A 22508-nucleotide genomic window follows, 5' to 3' on the forward strand; every position below is an offset into this window, starting at 1 on the left:
GTGCGTCTCCTGAAGATGGGGGAACGCCCATGAGGATAGGGATTGACCACCCGCACGATAATCCGGTGCAATCGGTACGGGCTGTACGGGATACCGAACAATGAATGCCGATCCGCAAGACCTCCTGGCCTTCCTGGCCGTCGTACGCGCGGGCGGGTTCCGCGAAGCGGCGCGCAGCGGCGAGGCCTCCGCCTCCAGCCTGAGCGAGGCCGTGCGCCGCCTGGAGACCCGGCTCGGTGTCCGCCTTCTCAACCGGACCACGCGCAGCGTGGCTCCCACGGAAGTCGGTGCACGCCTGGCGGAACGCCTCGCACCGGCGCTGGGCGAGGTGGAAGCAGCGCTCGACGTCGTGAACCACTATCGCGACAGGCCGGCCGGCACCTTGCGCATCAACGTACCTGCCAACGTGGCGCGCACCATCTTGGCGGGGATCATCGTGCCCTTCCTCGAGCGATATCCGGAGGTTCGCCTCGAAGTGGTGGTGGAAGACAGCTTCGTCGACCTTATCGCGGCGGGCTGCGACGCCGGCATCCGTTATGACGAGCGCCTCGAGCAGGACATGATCGCCCTGCCCATCGGGCCACGCACGCAGCGGTTCGCCACCGCGGCGGCACCTTCGTACCTTGCCGCGCACGGCACGCCACACCATCCGCGGGAGCTGTTGCAGCACGCCTGCCTTCGTGGTCAGTTTTCCGGTGGGGCGACGCCGCCTTGGGAGTTCGAGCGCAAGGGCGAAGTGATACGTATCGACCCGACAGGGCCCTTGCTCGTCCGCACAGGCGCGGCTTTGGACCTCGCCGTGCAGGCCGCCGTTTCCGGTCTCGGCATCATCCACCTCTTCGCCGACTGGCTGCGGCCGCAGTTGGAGAGTGGTGAGCTCGTGCCGCTGCTGCAACCCTGGTGGCAGGATTTCAGCGGACCGCTCCTCTATTACCCCGGACGCAAGCATCTGCCGTCGCCGCTGAGGGCGTTCGTGGATTTCGTACGCGAACGGAATTAACCGGCGCCGCCACTGCGCGAGCGCTCACTTGACCCATTCGACCAGCGGCTTTCCCTTCTGCACCACGTACGTGCCCAGTTCCGCCGCATTGGTCGTACCGACGTTGGTCGCACTGTGGACCACGCCGTAAGGAACGAACAGGACCTGGCCCGCCTGGAGGCGCACGGGCGGCATGCCCTCCAGCTTGTACTCGATCGTCCCTTCGATGACGTAGATGATTTCTTCGCCCGGGTGGCGGTGGTTCGGCGCCGTCTTGCCGGGGTCGATGTCGACCCGCACCTGGACTTCCTCCCATCCGGGAATGCTCAGGTCGTTTTTCGACAGGTCCGTGCGATGGCTGCCGTTTTTCGCTTGCGCCTGTACCGGAGGGGCGGCCCCCGCCATGGCGACAGTGAAGGCCGTGGTGACCGCGATGATGGCGATGATTGACCTCATGGCTATTCCTGGCATCGGGAGCGGCGGTTCGTCGATGACAGTTCACGCTGCGACCGAAGCGCTTGCTTGGCCAAAGGCCGCATGGGTTCGTGTTTTCGATCGCAACTTGCAGGAACAACCCGCGACTTAGGGCGCGTGCATGCCTAGGCAGGAGGTTTCGTGCGAGGCTTCCTGCTCTTCCGACGCTTGCCGATGCTCGCGGCCGTCTGTGCATCGGCCGCCGGCGCGACCTTACCCTCGCTTACGCGCTCCATCCACGACAGGTCGTCGATGTAGGAGAGGAAGTGCCGAAGGTAGCCCGGCGACAGGTCACGCATCAGTGCCATCGAGCGATGGACGAGGGCACTGGAGTTGAGAGGGCCCGCATTCTCCGGCGTGTGTGCCAGCGACTGCCGCAATTGGCTTTCCGTGCGCAGGCGTGACCATATCTTCTGGAACTCCCCGACCTCGGGCAGTTCCGGATAGTCCGCGCCGGTGCCTCGTGCCGACGCGGCATCGGCGAGACAGGCGACCAGTTCACCGAGCGGTCCACGCGAAGCGCTATGGGCCATGGGCTGCCACGGAGGACGTGGATGGCTTCGGGATGGGCGCGATCTCCACCCGGCGATTCATCGCCCGGCCTTCTTCGCTCGCATTCGAGCCGACCGGCTGTTCCGACCCGAATGCGGCAGCGAAGACCGCCGACGCGGGAACACCTTCGGCGACCAGCGCACGCGTGACGGTCAGTGCGCGTTCCGCCGACAGTTCCCAGTTGTCCGAGAAATGGCGATTGCCATCGTGCACCGGTTGGTCATCCGTGAAGCCGCTGACCATCAGGATCTCGTCGCGGGATTTCAGATAGCCCGACAGCGGTCCGGCGAGGCTTTTCAGCAGGTCGCGCCCTTCCGGCTGGAGCTGGTCGGAGTTCAGGGCGAACAGCACATTGCCGCGGATACCGATGCGGCCGTTGACCAGCGTGACCCGCCCGGCCGCCAGGGGTGCCGCCAGCGCCTGTTCCAGCGCCGTGCGGCGCTGCTCCTCGGCGTGCCGCTGCTTCACCTCCTCATCCAGGCGATGGGACAGCTGCAACTGCACGCCGATCACGCCGACCAGGATCAATACGAAGGCGCCGAGCAACACGGACATCAGGTCGCCGAAGGCGGCCCAGATCGGTACCCCGGCCTCGTCTTCGATCTCCAGCTCGTCGCTCATGCCGTTTCAGCCCCCGACTTGGCGGACTGTCCAGCCAGGCGTTGCATGTCCTCGATGATTTGCTTCTGGGAGAGGACGCTCAGGTCGACCACCTCGCGTGCCTGCGCCACGTAGTACGCCAGCTGTTCGTCGCTGCGCACCAGCGAGGCATCGAGCGCGCCGGCGACGCGGTCGAGACGCTCCATGAGCGCGTCGTTGGACTGACCGAAACGGTCGACCGCGCCGCCGAACGTCTCGCCGAGGCTCGCCACCTCGATCGCGCTCCCGGTGATGCCGTCGGCGATCGTGGCGAGTTTGGCCGACTCCGCTCGTACCTGTTCCGCGAAGCGCGTGCCCACGCGGTCGAGCAGATCGGCCGACGTGGCGACCAGCGCATCCACCGCCGTCCGTTGCTCGGTCGAGGCGTGGTTCACGGCGTCGAGCAACGTTTCCAAGGTCGCGAGCAGGCGGCTACGCTCTTCGAGCATCGCCGTGTCGCGCACCATGCTCTCGGAGAGTTTTTCGCGCAGTTCGGCCACGACCTGCGCCGCGATACGCGGGGCTTCCGTCGCCGCCTCCAGCAGACGCGACACTTCGGCAATCGTGTGGCTCGCATGGGCCTGCGCACGCTCCGAGACATCGAGCGCCGTGCGGCTGAGCGTCTCGCAGATGTCCTTCTGCCGGGTCGCGGCCTCTTCGCTCGATCGATCGAGGCGTGCGTTCAGCCCGTTCGCCATCGTCGAGAGCGCGTCCGTCCATGCCGCCAACCGCTCGTTGTCGCGCGCTGCGAGTGTCGTCTGCAGCTCCGCCTGGGAATCATGCACGGCCTCCACCATCGACGCACCGCCCTCGCGGAAGACCGTGACCGCATCGGCCAGGGCGTCTTTCCACGCGTCCGCCACCGATCGGGACGATGCTTCGACGTGGGTCGACAGGCCTTGCAGCTGCTGCTGTACGGCCTGCGTCACGGTGTCGTGCAGTGTCGCCGTCTCGCGCGACAGCGCCGCCATCGTCGATTCCACGACGGGCTGGAACGCCGTGCCGGCCGCGCGCGCGCCCTCCGCCATGCTTTCCTTGAGCGACTTCTCCACGGATGAAGCAAGTTGCGCATAGACCGCTTCCGTGCGCGCGTGGAATGCCTCCTGGGCCGCGAGTTGCCGCTCGCTGGCGCCGAGGTTCTGGCGCTCGATGGACGCCATCATCGCGTCCAGCCGCTCGACCAGCGCGGGCATGGTCGCCGTTTGTTGCTGCAACAGCCGGAAGGCCTCGTCCCGCTGGTGCGCCTGCGAATAGGGACGCAGCGTCGTCGCGATCCGCGCGTCGAGGCGCTGGACCACGCGCAGGCGTTCGCGGCGGCACAAAGCGGAGAGCAAGCCGAGCATCGCCGAGCTCGCGACACCCGCGATCGACGTGCCGAAGGCGAAGCCGAGGCCTTTCACCGGCGCGGCGAGGGAGCCGCGGATCGCTTGCAGGTCGGTGGCGCTTTCGAGGGCGACGCCGGTGCCCCGCAGTGTCGCCATCATGCCCAGCAGCGTGCCCAACATGCCCAGCAGGACGAGCAAGCCAACCAGATAAGGCGTCATCGACGGCACGGGCAACGCCGTCCGCGTCCCCTCGATGCGCAGGCGCACGGGATTCCGCAGGGTCGGGTGCAATCGCTCGAGCCAGGCGTCCAGGGAGGGAGGCGTCGTGGACAGACCGGCTGCCGCGTCACGCAGCGTGTGCGTTGCCCGGCGATAGCGCTGCAGCTCCACCGCGCCCGCGAGGTAACAGGCGCCGATCAGTGCCGCCACCAAGGCACCGAGTGGATTCGAGCCCACATAACCGATGCCTATCCAGCAGACGGCGGCGAAACCCAGGAGGAAAACGGCGAGATACAGAAGATTCCTGAACATGACTACCCGATTAGCGGGTGCGAAGGGCGGCAAGGAGCCCTTCCACCGGTTGAAAACGAACGTCCAGCTCGGCGAGCAACACGCTGCGCATGTCGCCGCGGAACGCGTCGAGCCAGCCTTCTGCCGGGACCGGGCGCGCTTCGACGGCCTCGGTGTCGGTGGGTGACGCCTGGGCCGACCGGCGGAGCCGGTCGAAGTGGTCGGAAAGCAGGGCCGGCACCGAGGACAGCAACTTCTGCTCCCGGGGGCTCAGCGCCATCTCCATGACAGCATCCACCTCGGCAAGGCGAGCCATCGTCGGCGAGCCCTGCGCGAGCATGTCCCGCAGGCGGCCACGCAGCTGCCCCGTCGCGGCCTGCATCGACCGCTGGAGGGTGAGGTAACGCTGGCGGAACGGTGCGTAGTCCGCGGGGACGTCGACCTGGCCCGCCGGACGGGAGGCCGAGGGAACCAGCTCCCGCGCTCCCTCGATGGCCTTCACCAGTACCGCCCGCACCCGCGCGCACTCGTCTTCCTCGGCGCTGCCGAAGGCTGGGACACCTTCCGGAGGCGCGGGCGGCCGCCCGTCAAGCGCCGTGGACAGCGCGATGGCGTGCGTCCAGTCGAGCCACCGGCTGAGCCGGTCCGGCAGCGACGGGCCAGACGGCCCGGTATCGACAGCCGTGAGACGAGCCAGGAGGCGGATGAAGGTAGGGCCGCGGACGGTGGCCCGCTGGAGTGCTTGCACGGTTATTCTTGAGAAAAACCGCGATTTTACACGGTATGGGCTGGCAGGCAGGTTGTCCCGTCGGTCCGTCGTCCCGCCCGCACGCTCCGTCGAGGTCTGTCCGATGCATCCCGAAAGCCCTGTTCGTATGCGCCGCCTGCTCCCGCTATGGCTCGCCGTCGCCGCGACGGCCCTGAGCCAGGCCGCATCGGCGAGCCCACCGACACCTTCCGAACGCAATGACGTACGGCAAATCCTCAGCGCCGAGCGCGAGGTCTGCGCCGCATACGAGCGCGAGGACGCGGACTGGCTCGAAAAGCACCTCGATCCGACGTTCACGCTGACCAGTTCCACCGGTAAGGTCACGACGCGGGCGGATGAAGTTGCCGATCTACGAAGCGGCACGAAGTACGACGTGTTCCGCAATCGCAATTCGAAGGTGCGGGTGTACGGCGATTCCGCCGTCGTGACCGGTATCACGCATGTGGAAGGAAAGAGCGGCGGCAAATCGTATGCGCTGGATTTCCAGTTCACGGATACGTACGTGCGCAAAGGCGACGGCTGGGTGATCGTCGCCAGCCACGCCTCGCGACTCGCCCCATCGAGATAGGGCGCATCCCTCCGGGGACTACTGCACTTCGTTGATGCGCACGTGGTTGCCCGCGGGATCGCGGAACGCACAGTCGCGAATGCCGTAAGGCTGCATGGTCGGCTCCTGCACGACCTCGGCGCCGGTGGCCTGGATGCGTTCGAAGGTGGCGTCGAGGTCGCGGGACGCCAGGATGATCATCGCGTAGGTGCCCTTGGCCATCATCTCCGCGATGGTGCGGCGCTCGTCGTCCGTGAGGCCGGGCGTGGCGGCCGGCGGATGCAGCACGATGGACGTATCCGGCTGGCCGGCGGGGCCCACGGTGATCCAGCGCATGCCGCCATAAGCGACGTCCTTGCGCACCTCGAAACCGAGGGTGTCGCGATAGAAGGCCAGGGAGGCCTCCGGATCGGTCTGCGGAAGGAAGCTGGAGAAGATGCTGATAGCCATGTCGATCGGTTCCGTTGCGTGGCGAAGTCCACGGCGATCAGTCTACGGACGACTCGCTCGGCTCCGCTTCTCGATTCCTGACGGGTCTGCTGACCTGCTTCGCCACGCAAGGCGGCATGCCTTCCGTGGCCTGGGCCCCCTGCACGCGGTAGGCGCTCGGCGGCATGCCCACCAGTTCGGTGAAGCGCGTGCTGAACGTGCCGAGCGACGCGCAACCGACGGCGAAGCAGACCTCGGTGACGCTGAGTTCTCCCTGGCGCAGCAGCGCCATGGCGCGTTCGATGCGACGCGTCATCAGGTACGCGTACGGCGACTCGCCATACGCGAGGCGGAATTGCCGGCTGAGGTGCCCCGCCGACATGCCGGCCGCGCGTCCCAGGGCTTCGACATCCAGCGGCTGCGCGTACTCACGGTCCATCCGGTCACGGACACGGCGGAGACGGGCGAGGTCGCGCAGGTGCTGTGCGTCGGCGGGGCGGCGGGTCATGCCGGCATCGTGTCATGCCCGCATGACCCGCTCAACCGAGGCGCATCGACAACTCGACATCCTCGTCAAACGGCAGCGACAGATAACCGCCGGCCGCCGAGCGCACGCGCGCAAGGTAATCGGAGCTGTAGTCCGCGTTGTCGGCGATGACGAAGGCACCGGGGCGCAGGCGATTTTCGACCAGATCCAGAATCTCCGGATAAAGCGCCTTCGCGCCGTCGAGGAGGAGGAGGTCGACCGTGTCAGGCAGGTCCACGGCGAGCGTGCGGAGGGCATCGCCTGTACGGATCTCGACCAGGTCGGCGAGGCCTGCGGCTTCGAGGTTTGCCCTCGCCCGTTCCACCTTCGACGGCTCGAACTCACTGGTGATGAGCCGGCCGCCACCGTTGTCGCGAAGCGCCGCGGCGAGGTGGATGGTCGAGATGCCGAACGACGTTCCGAATTCGACGATCGTCCGCGCCCCGCAGCCCCGCGCGAGCATGTAGAGCAACTTACCGGTCGCCCGCGACACGGGCAGCGGCAGGTCCTTCAGACGGCCATAGAATTCAACGTAATCGGTCTTGCTCCGCATCAGGCGCTCGTGGTCCTCGCGGGACATCGCGGCGATGGACGGCACCGCCATGGGCGAGGTGCCGTCGGCCTCCTCGAACAGGCGATCCAGGAGGGAGGCGAGCGGGGCGGCAGTGAGGGTGGTCATGGTGTCTCCGGGGGTTTGGGTGCGCCATTCGGCGAGCCGGATTAGAATGCGACGGATTCGTCAGGTTTCCTATTCGCATTGCGAGGAACGTCATGACCCAGCGCCGGAATCCCCTTATTTCCTCGCGAAAACAACCCAAGCAGGCGCGTTCCAACGACCTCGTCGCCGCGGTTCTCGAAGCGGCTGCTCAGGTTTTGGCCACGGAAGGGGCGCATCGTTTCACCACGGCCCGGGTCGCCGAGAAGGCGGGCGTCAGCGTCGGTTCGCTGTACCAGTACTTCCCGAACAAGGCGGCGATCCTCTTCCGACTGCAAAGCGACGAGTGGCGGCAGACCACCGACATGCTACGCGAGATCCTCGAGGACACCCGGCGATCGCCGCCCGAGCGTCTGCGCGCACTGGTCCATGCCTTCGTCCGCTCAGAGTGCGAGGAGGCGGACATGCGGGTGGCGCTGGGTGATGCAGCCCCGCTCTACCGGGATGCGCCGGAAGCGCACGAAGTGCGCGCGTCGGGGCAGCAGACCGTACTCGCCTTCGTGCGCGAGGCCTTGCCGGACGTCGCAGAAGCGACCCGGGTCCTCGCGGCCGAGCTGGTCACCACCACGCTGGGAGCGGTCGGCAAGCAGTTCTCGGAAAGTCCGCGAAGCGATGTGGAGATCGCGATGTACGCGGACGCGATGGCCGACATGCTCTGCGCCTACCTGGCGGCTTTGCGCACCCGGTGAACCCGAACCGCTGGCGGGGATTCGGCGTCCGCAGGCGCGTGCTAGGCTCCTGCCGACGGTCAAGCCCATGCCCCAGCCTCCTCCCGCCAGCAACGAGCTCAGCGTCAGCGCCTCGCTGGACACAGCGAGCGTTTCCGTGCGGAACATGGTGTGCCACGGTGGCTGCGCGCATAGCGGCCCGGAAGAATGCGCGGCGTCCACCTATCTGGTCTTCCCTTACCGGGGCGTTTACGTGCGCCACGTGGGCCGCGACCAAGCCGTGGCCGATGCGAACCACGTGGTGTTCTTCAATGCCGACGAGGGCTACCGCATCGCCCATCCGGTGGCGGGGAGCGACGCGAGCCTGTCGCTCCAGCTATCCCCCGCCCTGCTCGAGGAGCTTGCCCCCGCCGCCTTCTTGAACAAGCAGGCAAACCCGGGCTTCCGCATGCAGCACCGGCGCATCGACACGGATGCGCAAGCCCTGGTGGCGTCACTGCGCCACGGGCTGGAGCACGGCACGATGGAAGCGCTCGAGGCGGAAGGGCTCCTGCTCGACCTGGTCACGCGCAGCCTCGGACCGCGTAACACGCGCGCCCCGCAAGCCACCGAGGGCCAACATCGGCTGGCCAACCGGGTGAAGCTGCTGCTCTCGAGCGATTTGTCGCGGCGCTGGTCCCTGGCCGACGTGGGCGCGGAAATCGGCGCGTCCCCCGTATACCTCACCCAGGTCTTCCAGCGCGTCGAAGGACTTCCCCTGTATCGCTACCAGTTGCGCCTGAGACTGGCGCGCGCGCTCGACCTCATGGGTAGCGCGGACCTCGACCTGTCGGCGCTGGCGGCCGACCTAGGCTTCTCCAGCCACAGCCACTTCACGGCGGCGTTCCGCCAGGCCTATGGGCAGACACCCGCCGATTTCCGCCGTGGCACGCGGCGCGGCTGACGGCCGCTAAATATTTCGACAGCCGCAACGACGGCCCCATGGTCTGCTTTGCTCGCCGCGATGGGCGGCAACAAAGGAGACCGGACGTGAGCAGTGCAATGACCGATACCGGCCGCCGTGCCTTCGTCCGCTGGGCCGCCGGCGCCCTGGCCGTCGGCACCCTCGCCGCGTGCGCACCGCGCGTGACGGGGGTCATGGCGGCGAAGGCGGGCAAACCCCAGAAGACAATGGACGCGGCGCACTTCACGGCCGCCCGCCGCTACGCGCATACCACCTTCGGCAAGATCGCCTACGTCGAGCAGGGAAGCGGCGATGCCGCCCTCTTCCTGCACGGCTTTCCCTTGAACGGATTCCAGTGGCGCGGCGTACTTCCCCGGTTGTCCGACGCCCGACGTTGCGTCGCGCCAGACTTCCTCGGCCTCGGCTACACCGACGTCGCCCCTGGCCAGAGCGTCGCCCCGGCGGAACAGGCCGACATGCTGGCGGCCTTCATGGACGCGCTTGGTATCGCGCGGGCGGACGTCGTGGCGAACGACAGCGGCGGTGCCGTGGCGCAGTTGCTCGCGACGCGCCATCCGGACCGCGTGCGCAGCCTCCTCCTCACCAATTGCGATACGGAACAGGAATGTCCCCCGGCGGCGATGGCGCCGGTGATCGCGATGTCCCGTGAAGGCACGTATGTGGATACCTGGCTGCGTCCATGGCTGAAGGACAAGGCATTGGCACGCTCGCCGCAGGGACTGGGCGGCATGACGTTCTCCTATCCCGACCATCCGACCGACGAAGCTCTCGACATGTACCTCTCACCGCTCGTCGCCCATCCCGATCGCACGCACGCCTATGCACTGGCGCTGGAAGAGAACTCGCTCGCGGGCATCGGCCCCGCGCTCGCCGCGTGCAAGGCGCCGATGCGCGCGGTTTGGGGCATGGCCGATACGATCTTTTCGCCTGCCGGGGCCGAATACCTCGACCATGCCTTCGCGCGCTCGCTGGGCGTGCATCGCATCGCGCAGGGGAAACTGTTCTTTCCCGAGGAGTTCCCCGAGGTCATCGCATCCGAGGCAAGGCGCCTCTGGGCGATCTCATGAAAAGCCGAAGCTGAGGCTGGAGAAATCGGTTTCATAGTCAGCTTCGGCATTTGGCGGCAGGACGCGCGTCCAGATCACGTTGAGCAACCAACGTCCCTTCACCGGCAGCGCGAATGTCGCGCGGCCGGTGTCGTCCGTGATGTGGAGCTCGACCGGACGCTCATCGTGGTCCAGGTCGGTGAGTTTCACTGTCGCGCCCGCGAGGGGCCGGCCTCGATACACGACATGCACGGGCAAGATCGTCGGCCGTGGCAAGGCATACGGATTCACCTCAGGCACGATTTCGAGCGCCAGTCCAAGGGGCTGCGTAACGGACGCCTGCGCGGTGGCATCGAAAGCGCCGGCCTGCATGATGACCTTCGCTCGCCGGCTGTAGATCTCCGTCTCGTCGTAGTCCATGCGGTGCTCGCGCTGGCGTCGTTCGAGTGCGGGCGTCAGGCCTTCCACCGTGAGGTAATCGTTGAAGCGCAGCGAGGGGAGGTGGCTTTCCGCACGGTTGTCGGTTTCCAGGACGACGACATACGTTCCGCTGCCCGGCAGGGCGATGTTCCCGTCGTCCGTCTTCCCGCCCGGCCGCAGCATCGTGCGCACATCCGTCGTCACGGATGGGCCGATCAGATCGAAGCGCGTGATGCGGTTCGCGGGGATGGGCGACCGCTGCCGGTACGGACCGTGCCCCACCTGGAGCGTAAAAGGCGTCGTGCCGCCGACGCTTGTCCGGAACGCTGCCGGTTCCACCCAGAAGTCGTGTGCCATCGCGGCTCCCGCACTGGCGAAGACAAGCGATGCAAGAAGACGACGCATGACGGGACCTACTCGAGATGATCGGGCGCGTAGCCCGGTGTGACAGGAAGGAACGCAAGGGTGGCAGTCAGGGCCGCCACCGCGACCAGCCAACTGATCAGGACTCGCCAGGCGACGATGCGCCCGCGCTGGTTCGACGCGGTGAGCTTGGCGACGACGACGCAGGTGGCCGCGACCACGACGGAAAGTACGACGATGGGAAACAGCCACTCCCCGCGATCGCGCACCGTGTCACCGGATGCCTGCGCGATGAACCACGTGCCGGCCGCTGCGATGACGGCGCCGCCGATCCGCACAGCCCATATGCCTTGCCGCCAGCGCGTGACCATGCCCAGGGCGATGCCAAGGACATGCAGCGAGCCCGTCGCGAGCACAAATCCCGCGGCATACCCCACCGGCTCGGCCGCCGACGGCAGTTCCTTGCCATGCGCGTATCCGTGGAACAGCCCGAACACGGCCACGATGGCGATGGCCAGGTACATCGGCGGTCGCCATGCGGCCGCGATGCATCCGCCCAGCACGAACACGGATAACGCGATTCCCCACTCCACGGGTGGCAGCGGGACGCCAGCCATGCCGAGGATGGCACCGACCACCATCAGGCCCGGGAAAACGACCGGGAGTCGATAGACCAGCGGGTCGCCGAGGAAGGCACCCCACAGGCCCACGGAGACCATGGCTAACAGGTGATCCCAGCCACCGAACGGATGGGCGAAACCCGCCGTGAAGCCACCGGCCAAGCCGGTGCCGGCGTGCGCCATGGCGGCACCCGTATAGCCGAGCCATACCATCGCTGCCGTCAGCGATGCCGCGTGCGACGTCTTACTCACGATAATCGCTCGCCGTCGCCGTCGACGGCTGTGCGGGCGCTGTTTCGGGATTCACGGCAGCCGCCGCCGCGAGGAACGGAAACCGGCTCGTCGAATGCACGCGCTCGTCGCGATGCACACCGTCGTCGATCGTGCGTGTGTCGCCCGCCGCGAGCAGCGACCGGTACACGTTCGAAGCATCGTAGCTCGGCGTGCGCCCACCGCAATCGTCGGCAAGATCGCGACGGCCCGAAAGGGCGGCAAGCTCCACGGCAAAGAGTTGCGTGCACGTACGCGCCGCGCTGTTCACCCAAAGGCGGTCATCTGCCAGCAAGGTGGCGAGCTGCTTGTAGCGTTCGCCTTGGGCGGCTCGCGCGTCGGCGAGCCACTGGTTCCCGCGCACGCCGTCATAGGCGTCGTACAAGCCGAGGCTGCGTTGGATGTCCGCAATGAATTGTCGCGAGGTCGCGGGTTCCGCGCGGTTGTAACGCTCCTTGAGCCGATCGCTCACCGCCTCTGGCGCGAGGGGCGCCAGCAGGGCGTTGCCCGTGAGCGGTCGGCCGGCACGATCCACCCGCCCGTTGGGCAGTGCTGTCTCTCCCCACACCGCAAGCACTGGGCCGCCACCCGCCACCATATCGAGGTCTACCGTCACGACGATGCATGCCGGGGTCCAGCCGGCAAGGAAGTTCTTGCCGGGGCCGCCGTCGGTCTGCCGCCAATGCTCGCGAATGGAGGCGACGGTCGCCGCATCGAAGGCGGGAAACCCATCGGCATCCATCGGTGCCCCGCCCTTGAGCGCCGCGGCCGCCACGTCGAAGGCGCTGCGGGATCCCTTCACGTTATTGAAGAAGGGATCGTCGCGACGTCCGGCGAAAACCTTCAGCCGTCCACTCGGGGAAGCGAACCCGGCGGCCGCGTCGACGAATCCGTCGGCACGCTCGTCGACGCCTGCCGCACACTGCACCGCGTAGGACGCGCTGAAGCGGCAGGTGATCGACGTGCTCTTCGTTGTCTGCCCGAACGCCTTGCCGCTGTCCACGTGGAAGGTGTACGCGATCCTGTCGGAGAAGCTGTGCCCGACGATGGTCATCACGAGGTTTAGCCGCCCGCCGTCCGGCGCCGTCCAGGCATAGACGTCGCCGATGTCCGCGCGCGGATCGGCGGCGACGGTGGGCGTGTCGAGATGGTCGGACGCGTGGGCGGAAAGGGGTCCGAGGGCGACGAGCGCCGGGGCGAGGGTGAGCAGGAGCAGAAGGCCGTTTCGCATGTTTGCCGTACCGGGATGATGTGTCCGCAGTACACGCGATACGGCCGTTCCCGGCTGTCGAATTCTTTAGCTGCCTTCCTGCCGCCCCCGACGGACTCAGAGCTCCGCCGATTCCTTCCAGAGGTCGGTGCCGCCGTCGCTCGCGTAGCGGTCGATCTCCGCCAGTTCTTCCGGCGAGAACGCGAGGCCCTTGAGTGCGCCGAGCGAGTCGTCGAGCTGGGCCACGGTCCGCGCACCGATAAGAGCCGAGGTGACGCGCGGGTCGCGGAGCACCCAGGCGATCGCCATCTGCGCGAGCGTCTGGCCGCGACGTTCGGCGATGGCATTCAGGGCGCGGACGCGCTCCAGGTTTTTCTCGTTGAGCTGGTCCTTGCCCAGCGAGCCTGCGCGCGTGACGCGAGCATCGGCGGGAACGCCGGCAAGGTACTTCGAGGTGAGCAGGCCCTGGGCCAGCGGCGAAAACGCGATGCAGCCCGTGCCGAGCGCTTCGAGCGTGTCGAGCAGGCCGTCCTCGATCCAGCGATTGAACAGGGAGTAGTTGGGCTGGTGGATGAAGAGCGGCACGCGCTCTTCGGCCAGGATGGCGGCCGCCTTGCGGGTCAGTTCCGGTGAGTAACTGGAGATGCCGACATACAGCGCCTTGCCCTGGCGATGCAGGTGCGCCAGCGCGCCCATGGTTTCCTCCAGGGGCGTCGTCGGGTCCACGCGATGCGAATAGAAGATGTCGACGTAGTCGAGGCCCATACGCCGCAGCGACTGGTCGAGGCTCGCGATCAGGTACTTGCGGCTGCCGCCGATGCCGCCATAGGGCCCGGGCCACATGTCCCAACCGGCCTTCGTGGAGACGATCAGCTCGTCGCGGTAGGGGGCGAGGTCGCTTGCCATCACCCGGCCGAAGTTTTCTTCGGCCGAACCGTACGGCGGGCCGTAATTGTTCGCCAGGTCGAAATGCGTCACGCCACGGTCGAAGGCGCGGCGGAGGATCGCGCGGCCCGTCTCGTAGACGTCGGCGCCACCGAAGTTCTGCCAGAGGCCCAGCGAGATGGCGGGCAGGTCGATGCCGCTGCGCCCGCAACGGCGATAAGGCATGAGGTTGTCGTAACGATCCGGGGCGGCTTGGTAGGTCACGGTGGACTCCGGTGGGGATGGCTGCGGGGACGGCCGGATGAAGCCCCTCATGTTACGCTTTCGACGCATGCATCGACGACACCACCCGGACCTGGCAGCCGCCCGTCGCGAGCCGGCGCCACCCCGCATGACCACCTTCGCTTCGGCCCTCCGGCTGTGGTTCGTCATGCTCGTGTGCGGCGTGGCCGTGCTGTTGGGGTCGGTCCTGCTCGGCGGCGCGGATTCCACGCTTGCCGCTTCCTGGCAGGCGCTGGTGTCGCCGGCGGACACGGCCATGCACGCCATCGTCTGGGAACTGCGCGTGCCGCGCGCCGTGGCGGCGTACGGGGTGGGCGGCCTGCTGGCCATGTCGGGCTGCCTGATGCAGATCCTCGTACGCAATCCGCTGGCCGATCCGTACACCCTCGGCCTTTCCGGCGGCGCCGCCGTCGGCGCGCTGGGCGCCATGCTCGCCGGTGCCGGCGCCGTGATCACGGCCATGGGCGCGGCGGCCGGCGCTTTGCTTGCCTGCGTGGGCGTGTTCGTGCTCGCCCATCGCGACCTCCTCGCACGCGCCCGCGCGGCGCAGCGCGAGGATTCCACCGACCTCATCCTGATCGGCGTGATGCTGGCCTCCGGCTTCGGCGCCATCGTCAGCATGATGCTGGTCCTCGCACCGGACAAGAACTTGCGAGGCATGTTGTTCTGGATGATGGGCGACCTGAGCGGTGCGGCGAACTGGCTGCTGCCCGTGTTCGTGCTGCTGGCCTGCGTCCTCGTGGTCGTGCCGCTCGGGCGCCAGTTGAACCTGTTGATGCGCGGCGAGGAATCGGCCAGCGCGTTGGGCGTGCGTCCGAATGTGGTGAAGTCGGCGATCTTCGTGATCGCATCCACCGCCACCGCCGTGGCGGTGACCACGGCGGGCACCGTCGGCTTCGTGGGCCTTGTGGTGCCGCACGCACTGCGCCGCATCGTCGGCAACGACCAGCGCGTGCTGCTTCCGGCCTGCGCGATCGGTGGCGGTATCGTCGTCACGATCGCGGACACGGTGTCGCGCGTCGTGGCCGATCCGATCCAACTCCCTGTCGGTGCGGTGATGGCCATCATCGGTGTCCCGACGTTCATGTTCCTGCTGGTGCGGCGGCGATGAGCCTCGACCTCGTTGCCGAATCGCTCGCCCTCGCGATGCGCGGTCGCACGCTCGTCGATGCGCTCGACATGCGCATCGCGCCTGGGGAAGTCTGGTGCGTGCTCGGTCCCAACGGCGCCGGCAAATCCACGCTGCTGCGCACCCTCGCCGGCTTGCGCGGCGCGGACGGCGGCCGCGTCCTGCTTGGGGGGCGCGACATCGCCGGCTATCGTCCGATCGACCTCGCGCGCCGTCGTGGTTTCCTGCCGCAGACGATCGTGGACGCCTTCAGCCTCACCGTCATGGAAGCGGTAATGTCCGCGCGCCACCCCAGCCTGCCTTTCTGGGCCTGGGGGGAGCGCGACACCGGCGCCGCCGAACGCGCCCTGCACACGTTCGAGCTCGAGGCGCTGGCCGACCGCGACGTCACCACGCTTTCCGGCGGCGAGCGCCAGCGGGTCAACATTGCCACCTTGTTCACCCAGGACGTGGACGTGTTGCTGCTCGACGAGCCGCTGTCGTCGCTGGACCTGCACCACCAGATGAAGACGCTGCACGAACTCATGCGCGCCGCGTCGGTGCACGGCAAGTCCGTGGTCTACACCGTCCACGACATCAACCTGGCGTTCCAGCACGCGACCCATGCCGTGCTGCTCGATGGCAAGGGCGGTGCCCTCGCGGGGCTGAAGGACGATGTCGTCACCAGCGAGCACCTCAGCGCCGCTTTCCACCATCCGATCCATGGCGTGATGCTCGGCGACGAGCCCTTCTTCCGCGCCGCGCCCTTGCACGGGACACCATGATCCGCCTCCTCGCCAGCCTCTGCCTCCTTGTCGCCACCTCGGCCGCCGCCTCCGTGACGGTCGTCGACGACGCCGGGCGCAGCATCACGCTCGCCGCGCCGGCGCACCGCATCGTCAGCCTCGCTCCCAACGTCACCGACACGCTGTTCGCCGCGGGCGCGGGCGCTTACGTGGTGGGGACCTCGCGCTTCACCGACTACCCGGCGGAGGCGAGGACCGTGCCGGTCGTGGGCGACGCGACGATGATCGACCTCGAGCGGATCGTCAGCCTGAAGCCGGACATCGTCGTGGTCTGGAAAAGCGGTAATCCGGCGGCGCAGGTGGACAAGCTCGTCCGTCTTGGCTTGCCTGTCTTCTATGCCGAGACCACGCGCCTCGCCGATGTCGCCGCCGCGGTGCGCCGCTTCGGCCGGTTGGCAGGGACCGACGCCGTTGCCGAACGGAACGCGAGCTCATTCGAAGCAGGCCTCGAGCGCCTTCGTTCCACCTACGCCGGGAAGAAGCGCCTCAAGGTGTTCTACCAGGTCTGGGACAGGCCTCTCATGACCATCGGCCGGGCGCAGATCATCGACGATGCCCTGGACCTCTGCGGCGGCGACAACGTCTTCGCCGATCTCGCCCAGGCCGCGCCGGCGGTCAGTCGGGAAGCCGTATTGGCGCGCAATCCGGACGTCATCCTGGGCGGCGGGGAAGCCGACGGCTCGCTGGAGCCATGGAAGCAGGCCGCGTTCCTCGCGGCGGTCAGCCACGGCAATGTGCTGTCCATCGACGCGCCGACACTCGCCCTGCCCTCGCCGTCCATCCTGCCCGGTGTGACGACCCTGTGCCGGACCCTGGACGAAGCGCGGACCCGAACCGACCGTTAAGGAAAGCCGGTCGTCTTGCGTTCGCCATCACATTTGCCTTCGCTACACTCCGGCCCATCGCTCCCGGATCGATCCGATGACGGCCCATTCCCGCAACCCCTCCGATGACGCAACCCTCTCGTGGCTCGACGGCGGCGGCGAAGCAGGCGCATTAATTCGCGCCTTCGACTGGACCGCGACCGGCCTCGGCCCGCTCGAGAGCTGGCCGCAGAGCCTGCGCACCGTCACGGGCATGCTCCTGCTTTCGCCTGTACCCATCGTGCTGCTGTGGGGCGAGAAGGGCATCATGATTTACAACGATGCGTACTCGGTCTTCGCCGGGAGCCGTCATCCCTCCCTGCTGGGATCGGAGGTGCGCAAGGGCTGGGCCGAGGTCGCCGACTTCAATGACAACGTGATGCGCGTGGGCCTCGCCGGCGGCACGCTGGCGTACAAGGACCAGCAACTGACCCTCGTCCGGCACGGGCGGCCCGAGCCGGTCTGGATGAACCTCGACTACTCGCCGGTACTGGACGAGAGCGGCCGCCCCGCCGGCGTCATCGCGATCGTCGTCGAAACCACGGAGCGGGTGCTCGCCGAAAAGGAGGTGCGCGAAAGCGAGCGCCGCTTCCGCGAGGAGCTGGAAGCGAAGGTGGCCGAGCGTACGGCCGCCCTGCGGCGGAGTGAGGAAAACATCCGCAAGGCCGAGCAGGCGTTGATGCAGGTGCAGAAGATGGAAGCGCTGGGCAACCTCACGGGCGGCATCGCGCACGACTTCAACAACCTGCTGATGGCCGTGCAGGGCAGCCTCGAAATGCTGCGCGAGCGCATGCCGCAGGAGCCGACATTGCTGCGCCTGCTCGACAACGCCATGGCGGGCGCGCAGCGCGGCGCCACGTTGACCCGGCGCATGCTCGCTTACGCGCGCCGCCAGGAACTGAAGACCGAGCGCGTCGACCTGCGCTCGCTGGTCGACGGCATGAAGGAACTGATGCAGCGTTCACTGGGCGGCACCATCGTGGTGGAAACGCGTTTCGCCGCGGGCCTTCCTCCCGTCGAGGCGGATGCCAACCAGCTCGAGGCCGCCCTGCTCAACCTCGCGGTGAACGCTCGCGACGCCATGGACGGTGCCGGAACCATCACCATCACCACGAGCGAGAAATGGGTGCGGGAAACGGATGGCCGCGTGCCGCCGGGTCATTACGTCCGGCTTTCGCTGTCCGACTCGGGCATGGGCATGGACGAAGCCACGCTGGCGCGCGCGATCGAGCCGTTCTTCACGACGAAGGGCGTCGGCAAGGGGACCGGGCTGGGCCTGTCCATGGTGCACGGGCTCGCGGAACAACTGGGGGGCACGCTGATCCTGCACAGCAGGAAGGATGAAGGAACGACGGCGGAGATCTGGCTACCCGCCGCGAAGACCGCCGAAACGACCACGCCGGTGGTTTCGTCGCCAGCGGCCGCATTCTGCCGAGTTCCCGCGACACGCACGCTGCGCATCCTCACGGTCGACGACGACGAACTGGTGCGCGCCACCACGGTCGAAATGCTGGAAGACCTCGGCTACGCCGTGATCGCCGCCCGTTCGGGTGCGGAGGCGTTACGTCTCATCGACGGCGCGGGCATCGACCTTGTCATCACCGATCACGCCATGCCGCAGATGACGGGCACGCAGCTCGCCGTGCATCTGCGCGAGCGCTACCCGGGCCTGCCTGTCGTCCTCGCCACCGGTTACGCCGACCTGCCGGCGGGTCCGCAATTGGACCTGCCGCGCCTTGCCAAGCCGTATTCACAGGCGGCGCTGGCGAAGATCGTCGGGCAGGTGATTCCGTCCTCGCCGTAGTACCATCGCCCCGTCACAGCACGAGGAATTCGTCCGATGCGCCAGTAATGCCTGCGCCCGTTCACCGGGCACACGTCGATCTTCCCCCCGAGGGAAGCGCATGGCATTGCCGGATATCACATGACGAAGACCTTGCTGACGCTCGAAGGCGTCACCTGTGTCCTACCGGATGGCAGGACCCTCTTTTCCGATCTCAACGCGTCGTTCGATGAGCGCCCTACAGGCCTCGTCGGGCGTAACGGCGTGGGCAAGAGCGTGCTGGCGCGCATGGTCGCCGGGCTGTCCGAGCCGACGCATGGCCGATGTATTCGCGCGAGCGGCGTCTATTATCTCGCGCAGCACGTGGACAGCGGTGGCGAGCTCTCCGTGGCGGCGCTCGCGGGCGTCGGAGAGATGTTCGCCGCGCTCGAGCGCATCGAAGCCGGCAGCACTGATCCGCGTGATTTCGACGTCGTGGGCGATCGCTGGGACGTCCGGGAACGCCTGCGCGATGCGCTGTCTGCCGAAGGACTCCCGCACGTGCAAGGCGCCGGAAGCGCGGCCACGCTGAGCGGCGGCGAAGCCATGCGTGTCGCCTTGCTGGGCGCACGCCTGCACGATGCCGACTACCTCATCCTCGACGAGCCGAGCAACCACCTCGATCGCGATGCGCGAAGCGCATTGCGCCTATGGCTCCGTGCATGGAACGGCGGCTTGCTGGTCGTGAGCCACGATCGCGAGCTGCTCGGCGACATGGAGCGCATCGTCGAACTGTCGTCGCAGGGATTGCGAAGCTATGGCGGCGACTACGCGTTTTATGCGGAAGCGCGCGACCAGGAACGCGCGGCTGCGCGGCGCTCTCTCGACGCGAGCCGCGTCGAACGGAAACGCGCGGAGCTGACGATGCGCGAACGGCAGGAAAGGCAGGCGCGACGGCAGGCACGTGGACGGCGTGACGCCGACGACGCGAACTTGCCCCGCATCTCGCTCGGCGGACGGAAAAGCCGCAGCGAAGCGACGGCCGGCAAGCTGATCCGGCAGCGCGATGCGACGCGCGCTGCATTGGCGGAGAAAGTGGCCGATGCGGCGCGGGGCGTTACCGACGACGCGGTGCCTGCCTTGCTCGCGCCGGAGACCGTGCGGGTCGACGGCCGTCGCGTTGCGTTGCTCGAAGGCGTGGTGCTCCCCCACGCGCGTGGCGGTACGCAGGCGATCGACCTGGTCCTCAGGGGTAGCCAGCGCGTAGGCGTCACGGGGCCGAACGGCAGCGGCAAGTCGACACTTCTGCATCTGCTTGCCGGCCGCATCGCGCCCACGGCAGGAACGGTCGATGTGCCCGTTCGCGCGGCGTGGCTCGATCAACGGCTCGCCACTCTCGATGCGACGCGTCCCCTGATAGAGCAAATGCGGGAAGCCGCACCGTCGGCGGGCGAAGATGCGCTACGCCTTCGCCTTGCCCTGCTGGGCCTCGATGCGGCCAAGGTCGGCCTGCCGGCGGGAAAGCTGAGCGGTGGCGAGCGGCTGAAGGCGGCCCTCGCCCATGCACTGGCGACGGAACCTCCCGCCGGCCTGCTCCTGCTCGACGAACCCGGCAACCATCTCGACATCGCCTCGCTCGAGGCGCTGGAAGCGATGCTTCGACAATACGATGGCGCACTCGTCGTGGTGTCGCACGACGAGGCGTTCCTCGACCGCCTCGACCTTACGGACCGACTTTCCGCGACGCCGGAAGGTTGGCGGATGCAGCCGTGGGGTTTTGCGCACGAGGTATTCGCGAATGACCGGTAGGAACCGCGACCGCTGCAATACGGCTGGCCATGTGGCCGCGATACACCTCAGTCCTTCGGCGCCTTGTCCGCCGCCTGCGGCAAGCGGTAACGCTGCTTGCCATAAGCCCAGCTCGGCCACAGCGCATGCGCCAGCACCACCTTTTCCAGCTGCGGGTCGACCGTCTCGGGGGCCATCTTTTCGCCGTCCACGGTGTAGTGGTACTGGGCGGCCGGCTGGTTCGGGCGCAACACGACTAGCGTGTCGTTGCGCAGGTAACCGTAGTTGTCGCCGTACTGCATGATGGCGCGGTCGGGGTAGCGCTGGGTGAGATCCGCGCCGAGCATCGGGTGCTCGCTGCTGATGCCGATCAGCGAGAGCAGCGTCGGCGCCAGGTCGACCTGGCTCACGATGTGGTCGTCCTTCTTCACCGGCACGCCGGCACCGAGGATCAGCGCCGGGATGTGGAAGTGGCGCACCGGAACGAGGCTGGCGCCGAATACGCGCGCGTCGTGGTCGGCGACGACGAGGAAGACCGTGTGGTTCCAGTACGGCGACTGCTTCGCCCGCGCGAAGAACTGCCCGATCGACCAGTCGGCGTAGCGCACCGCGTTCGCGTTACTGGCCGGGTCGCCTTCGGCCTTGATGCGGCCCGCCGGGTATTCCCAGGGCGTGTGGTTGGAGACCGAGAAGGCCACCGTCAGCGTGGGCTTCTCACCGTCGTCGAGCAGGCGCTGGTGCAGCTCGTTGAACATGTCTTCGTCCGACGCGCCCCACGATCCGACGAACACGGGTTTCGTCTTGAACGTGGCGCGATCCACCACCTCGTTGAAGCCGTTGCCGAAGAAGAACGAGCGCATGTTGTCGAAATGCGCCTCGCCGCCGTAGAGGAAACGCGTGTGGTAGCCGAAGGTGTCGAGCAGCGCGCCGAGGGTGAAGAAGTCGCGCTGGCTGCGCGGAAGCTTGAGCACGGCTTCGGCGGGCGTGGGCAGGAAGCCGGTGGTCACCGCTTCCAGACCGCGCGCACTGCGCGTGCCGGTGGCATAGGTGCGGGTGAGCCACCAGCCCTCGTTCGAGAGCTTGTCGAGTTCCGGCGTGTATCCGGCACCGCCGAGGCTGCCGACGAACTGCGCGCCCAGGCTCTCCTCGAGGATGATGACGAGGTTGAGGGGCTTCTCGCCCTGGCGCGTCGCCTGCTGGCGGTGCAGGCTCGGGTACTGCGGATCGAGCGGTGCGCCGTCGAAGCCGGCGGTGCGCCGAACGATGGACTGCATCTCGTCCTCCGGCATCTTGCCGTAGACGGCCGATGCCGAGCGTTCGTTGCCAAGCGCGATGGCGGCATTGAGCACGTTGTACAACGAGTTGAGCGGCAGCGTGTTGACCATCGCATCGTTGGTGAAGGCCACCTGGGCGGCGTTCAACGGTCGATGCTGGAGCGTGCCGCGCCCGGCGAGGAAGAGCACCACGAAGGCGAGTACCGTCGCGACCGGACGCATCCAGCCGCGCATCGCCACGGCATCGGGCCGGCGCGTGGGCAACAGGCGGAAGCCGAGCCATCCGAGCAGCGCGAACACGACGAGCCCCGCCGCCACGGACAGTTTGTAGCCATGCCAGAGCATCGCCGCCACTTCGTGCGGGCTGGTGAGGTATTCGAAGTACAGGCGGTTCGGGCGCGTGTCGTATTCCACGACGAACTGCGGCGTGGACACTTCGAGCAACACGAAGGCCAGCCACCAGAAGCGCAACCACCATGCGGCGATGCGCGTCGGCCAGGCGCGGTGGCCCAGCCAGGGCGAGAGCAACGCCGGCCAGGCGACGATCATGGCGACCAGCGACAGGTCGATGCGCCAGCCGCCGAGCAGGATGGGCCACAGTCCGCCGGCATCGTGGACGCGGGTCCACTGCCACAACGACAGGCCGAGGCGCGACAGGGTCAGGAAGACGAGGGCGGCGACAATGAAGCGCCAGGTAAGCTTGCGCACGTTGGA

At 67.6% G+C, this 22508-nt stretch carries 23 protein-coding genes; 10 read left to right on the forward strand and 13 right to left on the reverse strand.

Annotation, left to right across the window (positions count from 1 at the left end; translation table 11 throughout):
* Window positions 1-100: 100 nt before the first annotated feature.
* Entirely contained in the window at window positions 101-1000 is a 900-nt protein-coding gene (locus ACQKIE_RS07855; RefSeq protein ID WP_427457552.1) for a LysR family transcriptional regulator, read from the forward strand.
* A gap of 24 nt (window positions 1001-1024) precedes the next feature.
* On the opposite strand, the gene ACQKIE_RS07860 is transcribed toward ACQKIE_RS07855, so the two are convergent.
* The 5 genes from ACQKIE_RS07860 to ACQKIE_RS07880 form a co-directional block, all read right to left on the reverse strand.
* Window positions 1025-1435: a cupin domain-containing protein gene (locus tag ACQKIE_RS07860; RefSeq protein WP_427457554.1), complete on the reverse strand. Its 411-nt coding sequence runs from the start codon at window positions 1433-1435 to the stop codon at window positions 1025-1027.
* A 143-nt stretch (window positions 1436-1578) separates the two neighbouring features.
* Complete coding sequence (locus tag ACQKIE_RS07865; RefSeq protein ID WP_427457556.1) at window positions 1579-1986, reverse strand: DUF2894 domain-containing protein; 408 nt, start codon at window positions 1984-1986, stop codon at window positions 1579-1581.
* A complete protein-coding gene (locus ACQKIE_RS07870) occupies window positions 1976-2626 on the reverse strand; it encodes an OmpA family protein (protein ID WP_427457558.1) in 651 nt (216 codons plus the stop codon). Before ACQKIE_RS07870 ends, ACQKIE_RS07865 begins: the two co-directional genes overlap by 11 nt.
* Complete coding sequence (locus ACQKIE_RS07875; RefSeq protein WP_427457560.1) at window positions 2623-4500, reverse strand: hypothetical protein; 1878 nt, start codon at window positions 4498-4500, stop codon at window positions 2623-2625. The genes ACQKIE_RS07870 and ACQKIE_RS07875 overlap by 4 nt, the downstream gene beginning before the upstream one ends.
* A 10-nt stretch (window positions 4501-4510) precedes the next feature.
* Window positions 4511-5227, reverse strand: coding sequence for a DUF3348 domain-containing protein (locus tag ACQKIE_RS07880; RefSeq protein WP_427457562.1), 717 nt, complete (start codon window positions 5225-5227; stop codon window positions 4511-4513).
* Window positions 5228-5354: 127 nt separating this feature from the next.
* Between ACQKIE_RS07880 and ACQKIE_RS07885 the strand changes: the two genes are divergently transcribed.
* Window positions 5355-5816, forward strand: coding sequence for a nuclear transport factor 2 family protein (locus ACQKIE_RS07885; protein ID WP_427457564.1), 462 nt, complete (start codon window positions 5355-5357; stop codon window positions 5814-5816).
* An 18-nt stretch (window positions 5817-5834) separates the two neighbouring features.
* On the opposite strand, the gene ACQKIE_RS07890 is transcribed toward ACQKIE_RS07885, so the two are convergent.
* The 3 genes from ACQKIE_RS07890 to ACQKIE_RS07900 are packed head-to-tail and all read right to left on the reverse strand — an operon-like array spanning window position 5835 to window position 7429.
* Window positions 5835-6245 (reverse strand): VOC family protein, encoded by a 411-nt coding sequence (locus ACQKIE_RS07890; protein WP_427457566.1) that lies wholly within the window; start codon window positions 6243-6245, stop codon window positions 5835-5837.
* Window positions 6246-6282: 37 nt separating this feature from the next.
* The gene (locus ACQKIE_RS07895; protein ID WP_427457568.1) at window positions 6283-6732 is read right to left on the reverse strand and encodes a helix-turn-helix transcriptional regulator; all 450 of its coding nucleotides are present in this window, start codon (window positions 6730-6732) and stop codon (window positions 6283-6285) included.
* A 31-nt stretch (window positions 6733-6763) separates the two neighbouring features.
* Window positions 6764-7429, reverse strand: a complete 666-nt coding sequence (locus ACQKIE_RS07900) for an O-methyltransferase (protein WP_427457570.1) — start codon at window positions 7427-7429, stop codon at window positions 6764-6766.
* Between the two features lie 92 nt (window positions 7430-7521).
* Between ACQKIE_RS07900 and ACQKIE_RS07905 the strand changes: the two genes are divergently transcribed.
* The 3 genes from ACQKIE_RS07905 to ACQKIE_RS07915 all read left to right on the forward strand — a co-directional run bounded on the left by ACQKIE_RS07905 (window position 7522) and on the right by ACQKIE_RS07915 (window position 10164).
* Complete coding sequence (locus ACQKIE_RS07905; protein ID WP_427457572.1) at window positions 7522-8154, forward strand: TetR family transcriptional regulator; 633 nt, start codon at window positions 7522-7524, stop codon at window positions 8152-8154.
* 67 nt (window positions 8155-8221) lie between these two features.
* Entirely contained in the window at window positions 8222-9076 is an 855-nt protein-coding gene (locus ACQKIE_RS07910) for a helix-turn-helix domain-containing protein (RefSeq protein WP_427457574.1), read from the forward strand.
* Window positions 9077-9162: 86 nt separating this feature from the next.
* Window positions 9163-10164, forward strand: coding sequence for an alpha/beta fold hydrolase (locus tag ACQKIE_RS07915; protein WP_427457576.1), 1002 nt, complete (start codon window positions 9163-9165; stop codon window positions 10162-10164).
* Here ACQKIE_RS07915 and ACQKIE_RS07920 read toward each other — a convergent pair.
* The 4 genes from ACQKIE_RS07920 to mgrA form a co-directional block, all read right to left on the reverse strand.
* On the reverse strand, window positions 10159-10968 hold the full coding sequence (locus tag ACQKIE_RS07920; RefSeq protein ID WP_427457578.1) for a DUF4198 domain-containing protein: 810 nt from the start codon (window positions 10966-10968) through the stop codon (window positions 10159-10161). The genes ACQKIE_RS07915 and ACQKIE_RS07920 overlap by 6 nt on opposite strands.
* A gap of 8 nt (window positions 10969-10976) precedes the next feature.
* A complete protein-coding gene (locus ACQKIE_RS07925) occupies window positions 10977-11798 on the reverse strand; it encodes a HupE/UreJ family protein (protein ID WP_427457580.1) in 822 nt (273 codons plus the stop codon).
* A complete protein-coding gene (locus ACQKIE_RS07930; protein WP_427457582.1) occupies window positions 11791-13047 on the reverse strand; it encodes a DUF4331 family protein in 1257 nt (418 codons plus the stop codon). Before ACQKIE_RS07930 ends, ACQKIE_RS07925 begins: the two co-directional genes overlap by 8 nt.
* Window positions 13048-13143: 96 nt before the next feature.
* Entirely contained in the window at window positions 13144-14175 is a 1032-nt protein-coding gene (gene mgrA, locus ACQKIE_RS07935) for an L-glyceraldehyde 3-phosphate reductase (RefSeq protein WP_427457584.1), read from the reverse strand.
* A 67-nt stretch (window positions 14176-14242) separates the two neighbouring features.
* On the opposite strand from mgrA, the gene ACQKIE_RS07940 reads away from it, so the two are divergent.
* From ACQKIE_RS07940 to ACQKIE_RS07960, 5 genes are all read left to right on the forward strand, one after another.
* Entirely contained in the window at window positions 14243-15304 is a 1062-nt protein-coding gene (locus ACQKIE_RS07940; protein ID WP_427457586.1) for a FecCD family ABC transporter permease, read from the forward strand.
* Window positions 15301-16086, forward strand: coding sequence for an ABC transporter ATP-binding protein (locus ACQKIE_RS07945; RefSeq protein ID WP_427457588.1), 786 nt, complete (start codon window positions 15301-15303; stop codon window positions 16084-16086). The genes ACQKIE_RS07940 and ACQKIE_RS07945 overlap by 4 nt, the downstream gene beginning before the upstream one ends.
* Window positions 16083-16952, forward strand: a complete 870-nt coding sequence (locus tag ACQKIE_RS07950; RefSeq protein WP_427457590.1) for a cobalamin-binding protein — start codon at window positions 16083-16085, stop codon at window positions 16950-16952. Before ACQKIE_RS07945 ends, ACQKIE_RS07950 begins: the two co-directional genes overlap by 4 nt.
* A 76-nt stretch (window positions 16953-17028) precedes the next feature.
* On the forward strand, window positions 17029-18774 hold the full coding sequence (locus tag ACQKIE_RS07955; RefSeq protein WP_427457592.1) for an ATP-binding protein: 1746 nt from the start codon (window positions 17029-17031) through the stop codon (window positions 18772-18774).
* A gap of 120 nt (window positions 18775-18894) precedes the next feature.
* Window positions 18895-20541 (forward strand): ATP-binding cassette domain-containing protein, encoded by a 1647-nt coding sequence (locus tag ACQKIE_RS07960; protein WP_427457594.1) that lies wholly within the window; start codon window positions 18895-18897, stop codon window positions 20539-20541.
* 47 nt (window positions 20542-20588) lie between these two features.
* On the opposite strand, the gene ACQKIE_RS07965 is transcribed toward ACQKIE_RS07960, so the two are convergent.
* Entirely contained in the window at window positions 20589-22502 is a 1914-nt protein-coding gene (locus ACQKIE_RS07965) for an LTA synthase family protein (RefSeq protein WP_427457596.1), read from the reverse strand.
* Between the last annotated feature and the right edge of the window lie 6 nt (window positions 22503-22508).

Source organism: Luteibacter sp. NPDC031894 (genome assembly GCF_050273135.1).
Lineage (GTDB): Bacteria > Pseudomonadota > Gammaproteobacteria > Xanthomonadales > Rhodanobacteraceae > Luteibacter.

What these genes read in the sequence shown, in the direction of transcription:
- ACQKIE_RS07855 (WP_427457552.1), top strand. Translation starts at nt 101, where the DNA reads ATGAATGCCGATCCGCAAGACCTCCTGGCCTTCCTGGCCGTCGTACGC.
- ACQKIE_RS07860 (WP_427457554.1), bottom strand. Translation starts at nt 1,435, where the DNA reads ATGAGGTCAATCATCGCCATCATCGCGGTCACCACGGCCTTCACTGTC.
- ACQKIE_RS07865 (WP_427457556.1), bottom strand. Translation starts at nt 1,986, where the DNA reads ATGGCCCATAGCGCTTCGCGTGGACCGCTCGGTGAACTGGTCGCCTGT.
- ACQKIE_RS07870 (WP_427457558.1), bottom strand. Translation starts at nt 2,626, where the DNA reads ATGAGCGACGAGCTGGAGATCGAAGACGAGGCCGGGGTACCGATCTGG.
- ACQKIE_RS07875 (WP_427457560.1), bottom strand. Translation starts at nt 4,500, where the DNA reads ATGTTCAGGAATCTTCTGTATCTCGCCGTTTTCCTCCTGGGTTTCGCC.
- ACQKIE_RS07885 (WP_427457564.1), top strand. Translation starts at nt 5,355, where the DNA reads ATGCGCCGCCTGCTCCCGCTATGGCTCGCCGTCGCCGCGACGGCCCTG.
- ACQKIE_RS07890 (WP_427457566.1), bottom strand. Translation starts at nt 6,245, where the DNA reads ATGGCTATCAGCATCTTCTCCAGCTTCCTTCCGCAGACCGATCCGGAG.
- ACQKIE_RS07895 (WP_427457568.1), bottom strand. Translation starts at nt 6,732, where the DNA reads ATGACCCGCCGCCCCGCCGACGCACAGCACCTGCGCGACCTCGCCCGT.
- ACQKIE_RS07900 (WP_427457570.1), bottom strand. Translation starts at nt 7,429, where the DNA reads ATGACCACCCTCACTGCCGCCCCGCTCGCCTCCCTCCTGGATCGCCTG.
- ACQKIE_RS07905 (WP_427457572.1), top strand. Translation starts at nt 7,522, where the DNA reads ATGACCCAGCGCCGGAATCCCCTTATTTCCTCGCGAAAACAACCCAAG.
- ACQKIE_RS07910 (WP_427457574.1), top strand. Translation starts at nt 8,222, where the DNA reads ATGCCCCAGCCTCCTCCCGCCAGCAACGAGCTCAGCGTCAGCGCCTCG.
- ACQKIE_RS07920 (WP_427457578.1), bottom strand. Translation starts at nt 10,968, where the DNA reads ATGCGTCGTCTTCTTGCATCGCTTGTCTTCGCCAGTGCGGGAGCCGCG.
- ACQKIE_RS07930 (WP_427457582.1), bottom strand. Translation starts at nt 13,047, where the DNA reads ATGCGAAACGGCCTTCTGCTCCTGCTCACCCTCGCCCCGGCGCTCGTC.
- ACQKIE_RS07940 (WP_427457586.1), top strand. Translation starts at nt 14,243, where the DNA reads ATGCATCGACGACACCACCCGGACCTGGCAGCCGCCCGTCGCGAGCCG.
- ACQKIE_RS07945 (WP_427457588.1), top strand. Translation starts at nt 15,301, where the DNA reads ATGAGCCTCGACCTCGTTGCCGAATCGCTCGCCCTCGCGATGCGCGGT.
- ACQKIE_RS07950 (WP_427457590.1), top strand. Translation starts at nt 16,083, where the DNA reads ATGATCCGCCTCCTCGCCAGCCTCTGCCTCCTTGTCGCCACCTCGGCC.
- ACQKIE_RS07955 (WP_427457592.1), top strand. Translation starts at nt 17,029, where the DNA reads ATGACGGCCCATTCCCGCAACCCCTCCGATGACGCAACCCTCTCGTGG.
- ACQKIE_RS07960 (WP_427457594.1), top strand. Translation starts at nt 18,895, where the DNA reads ATGACGAAGACCTTGCTGACGCTCGAAGGCGTCACCTGTGTCCTACCG.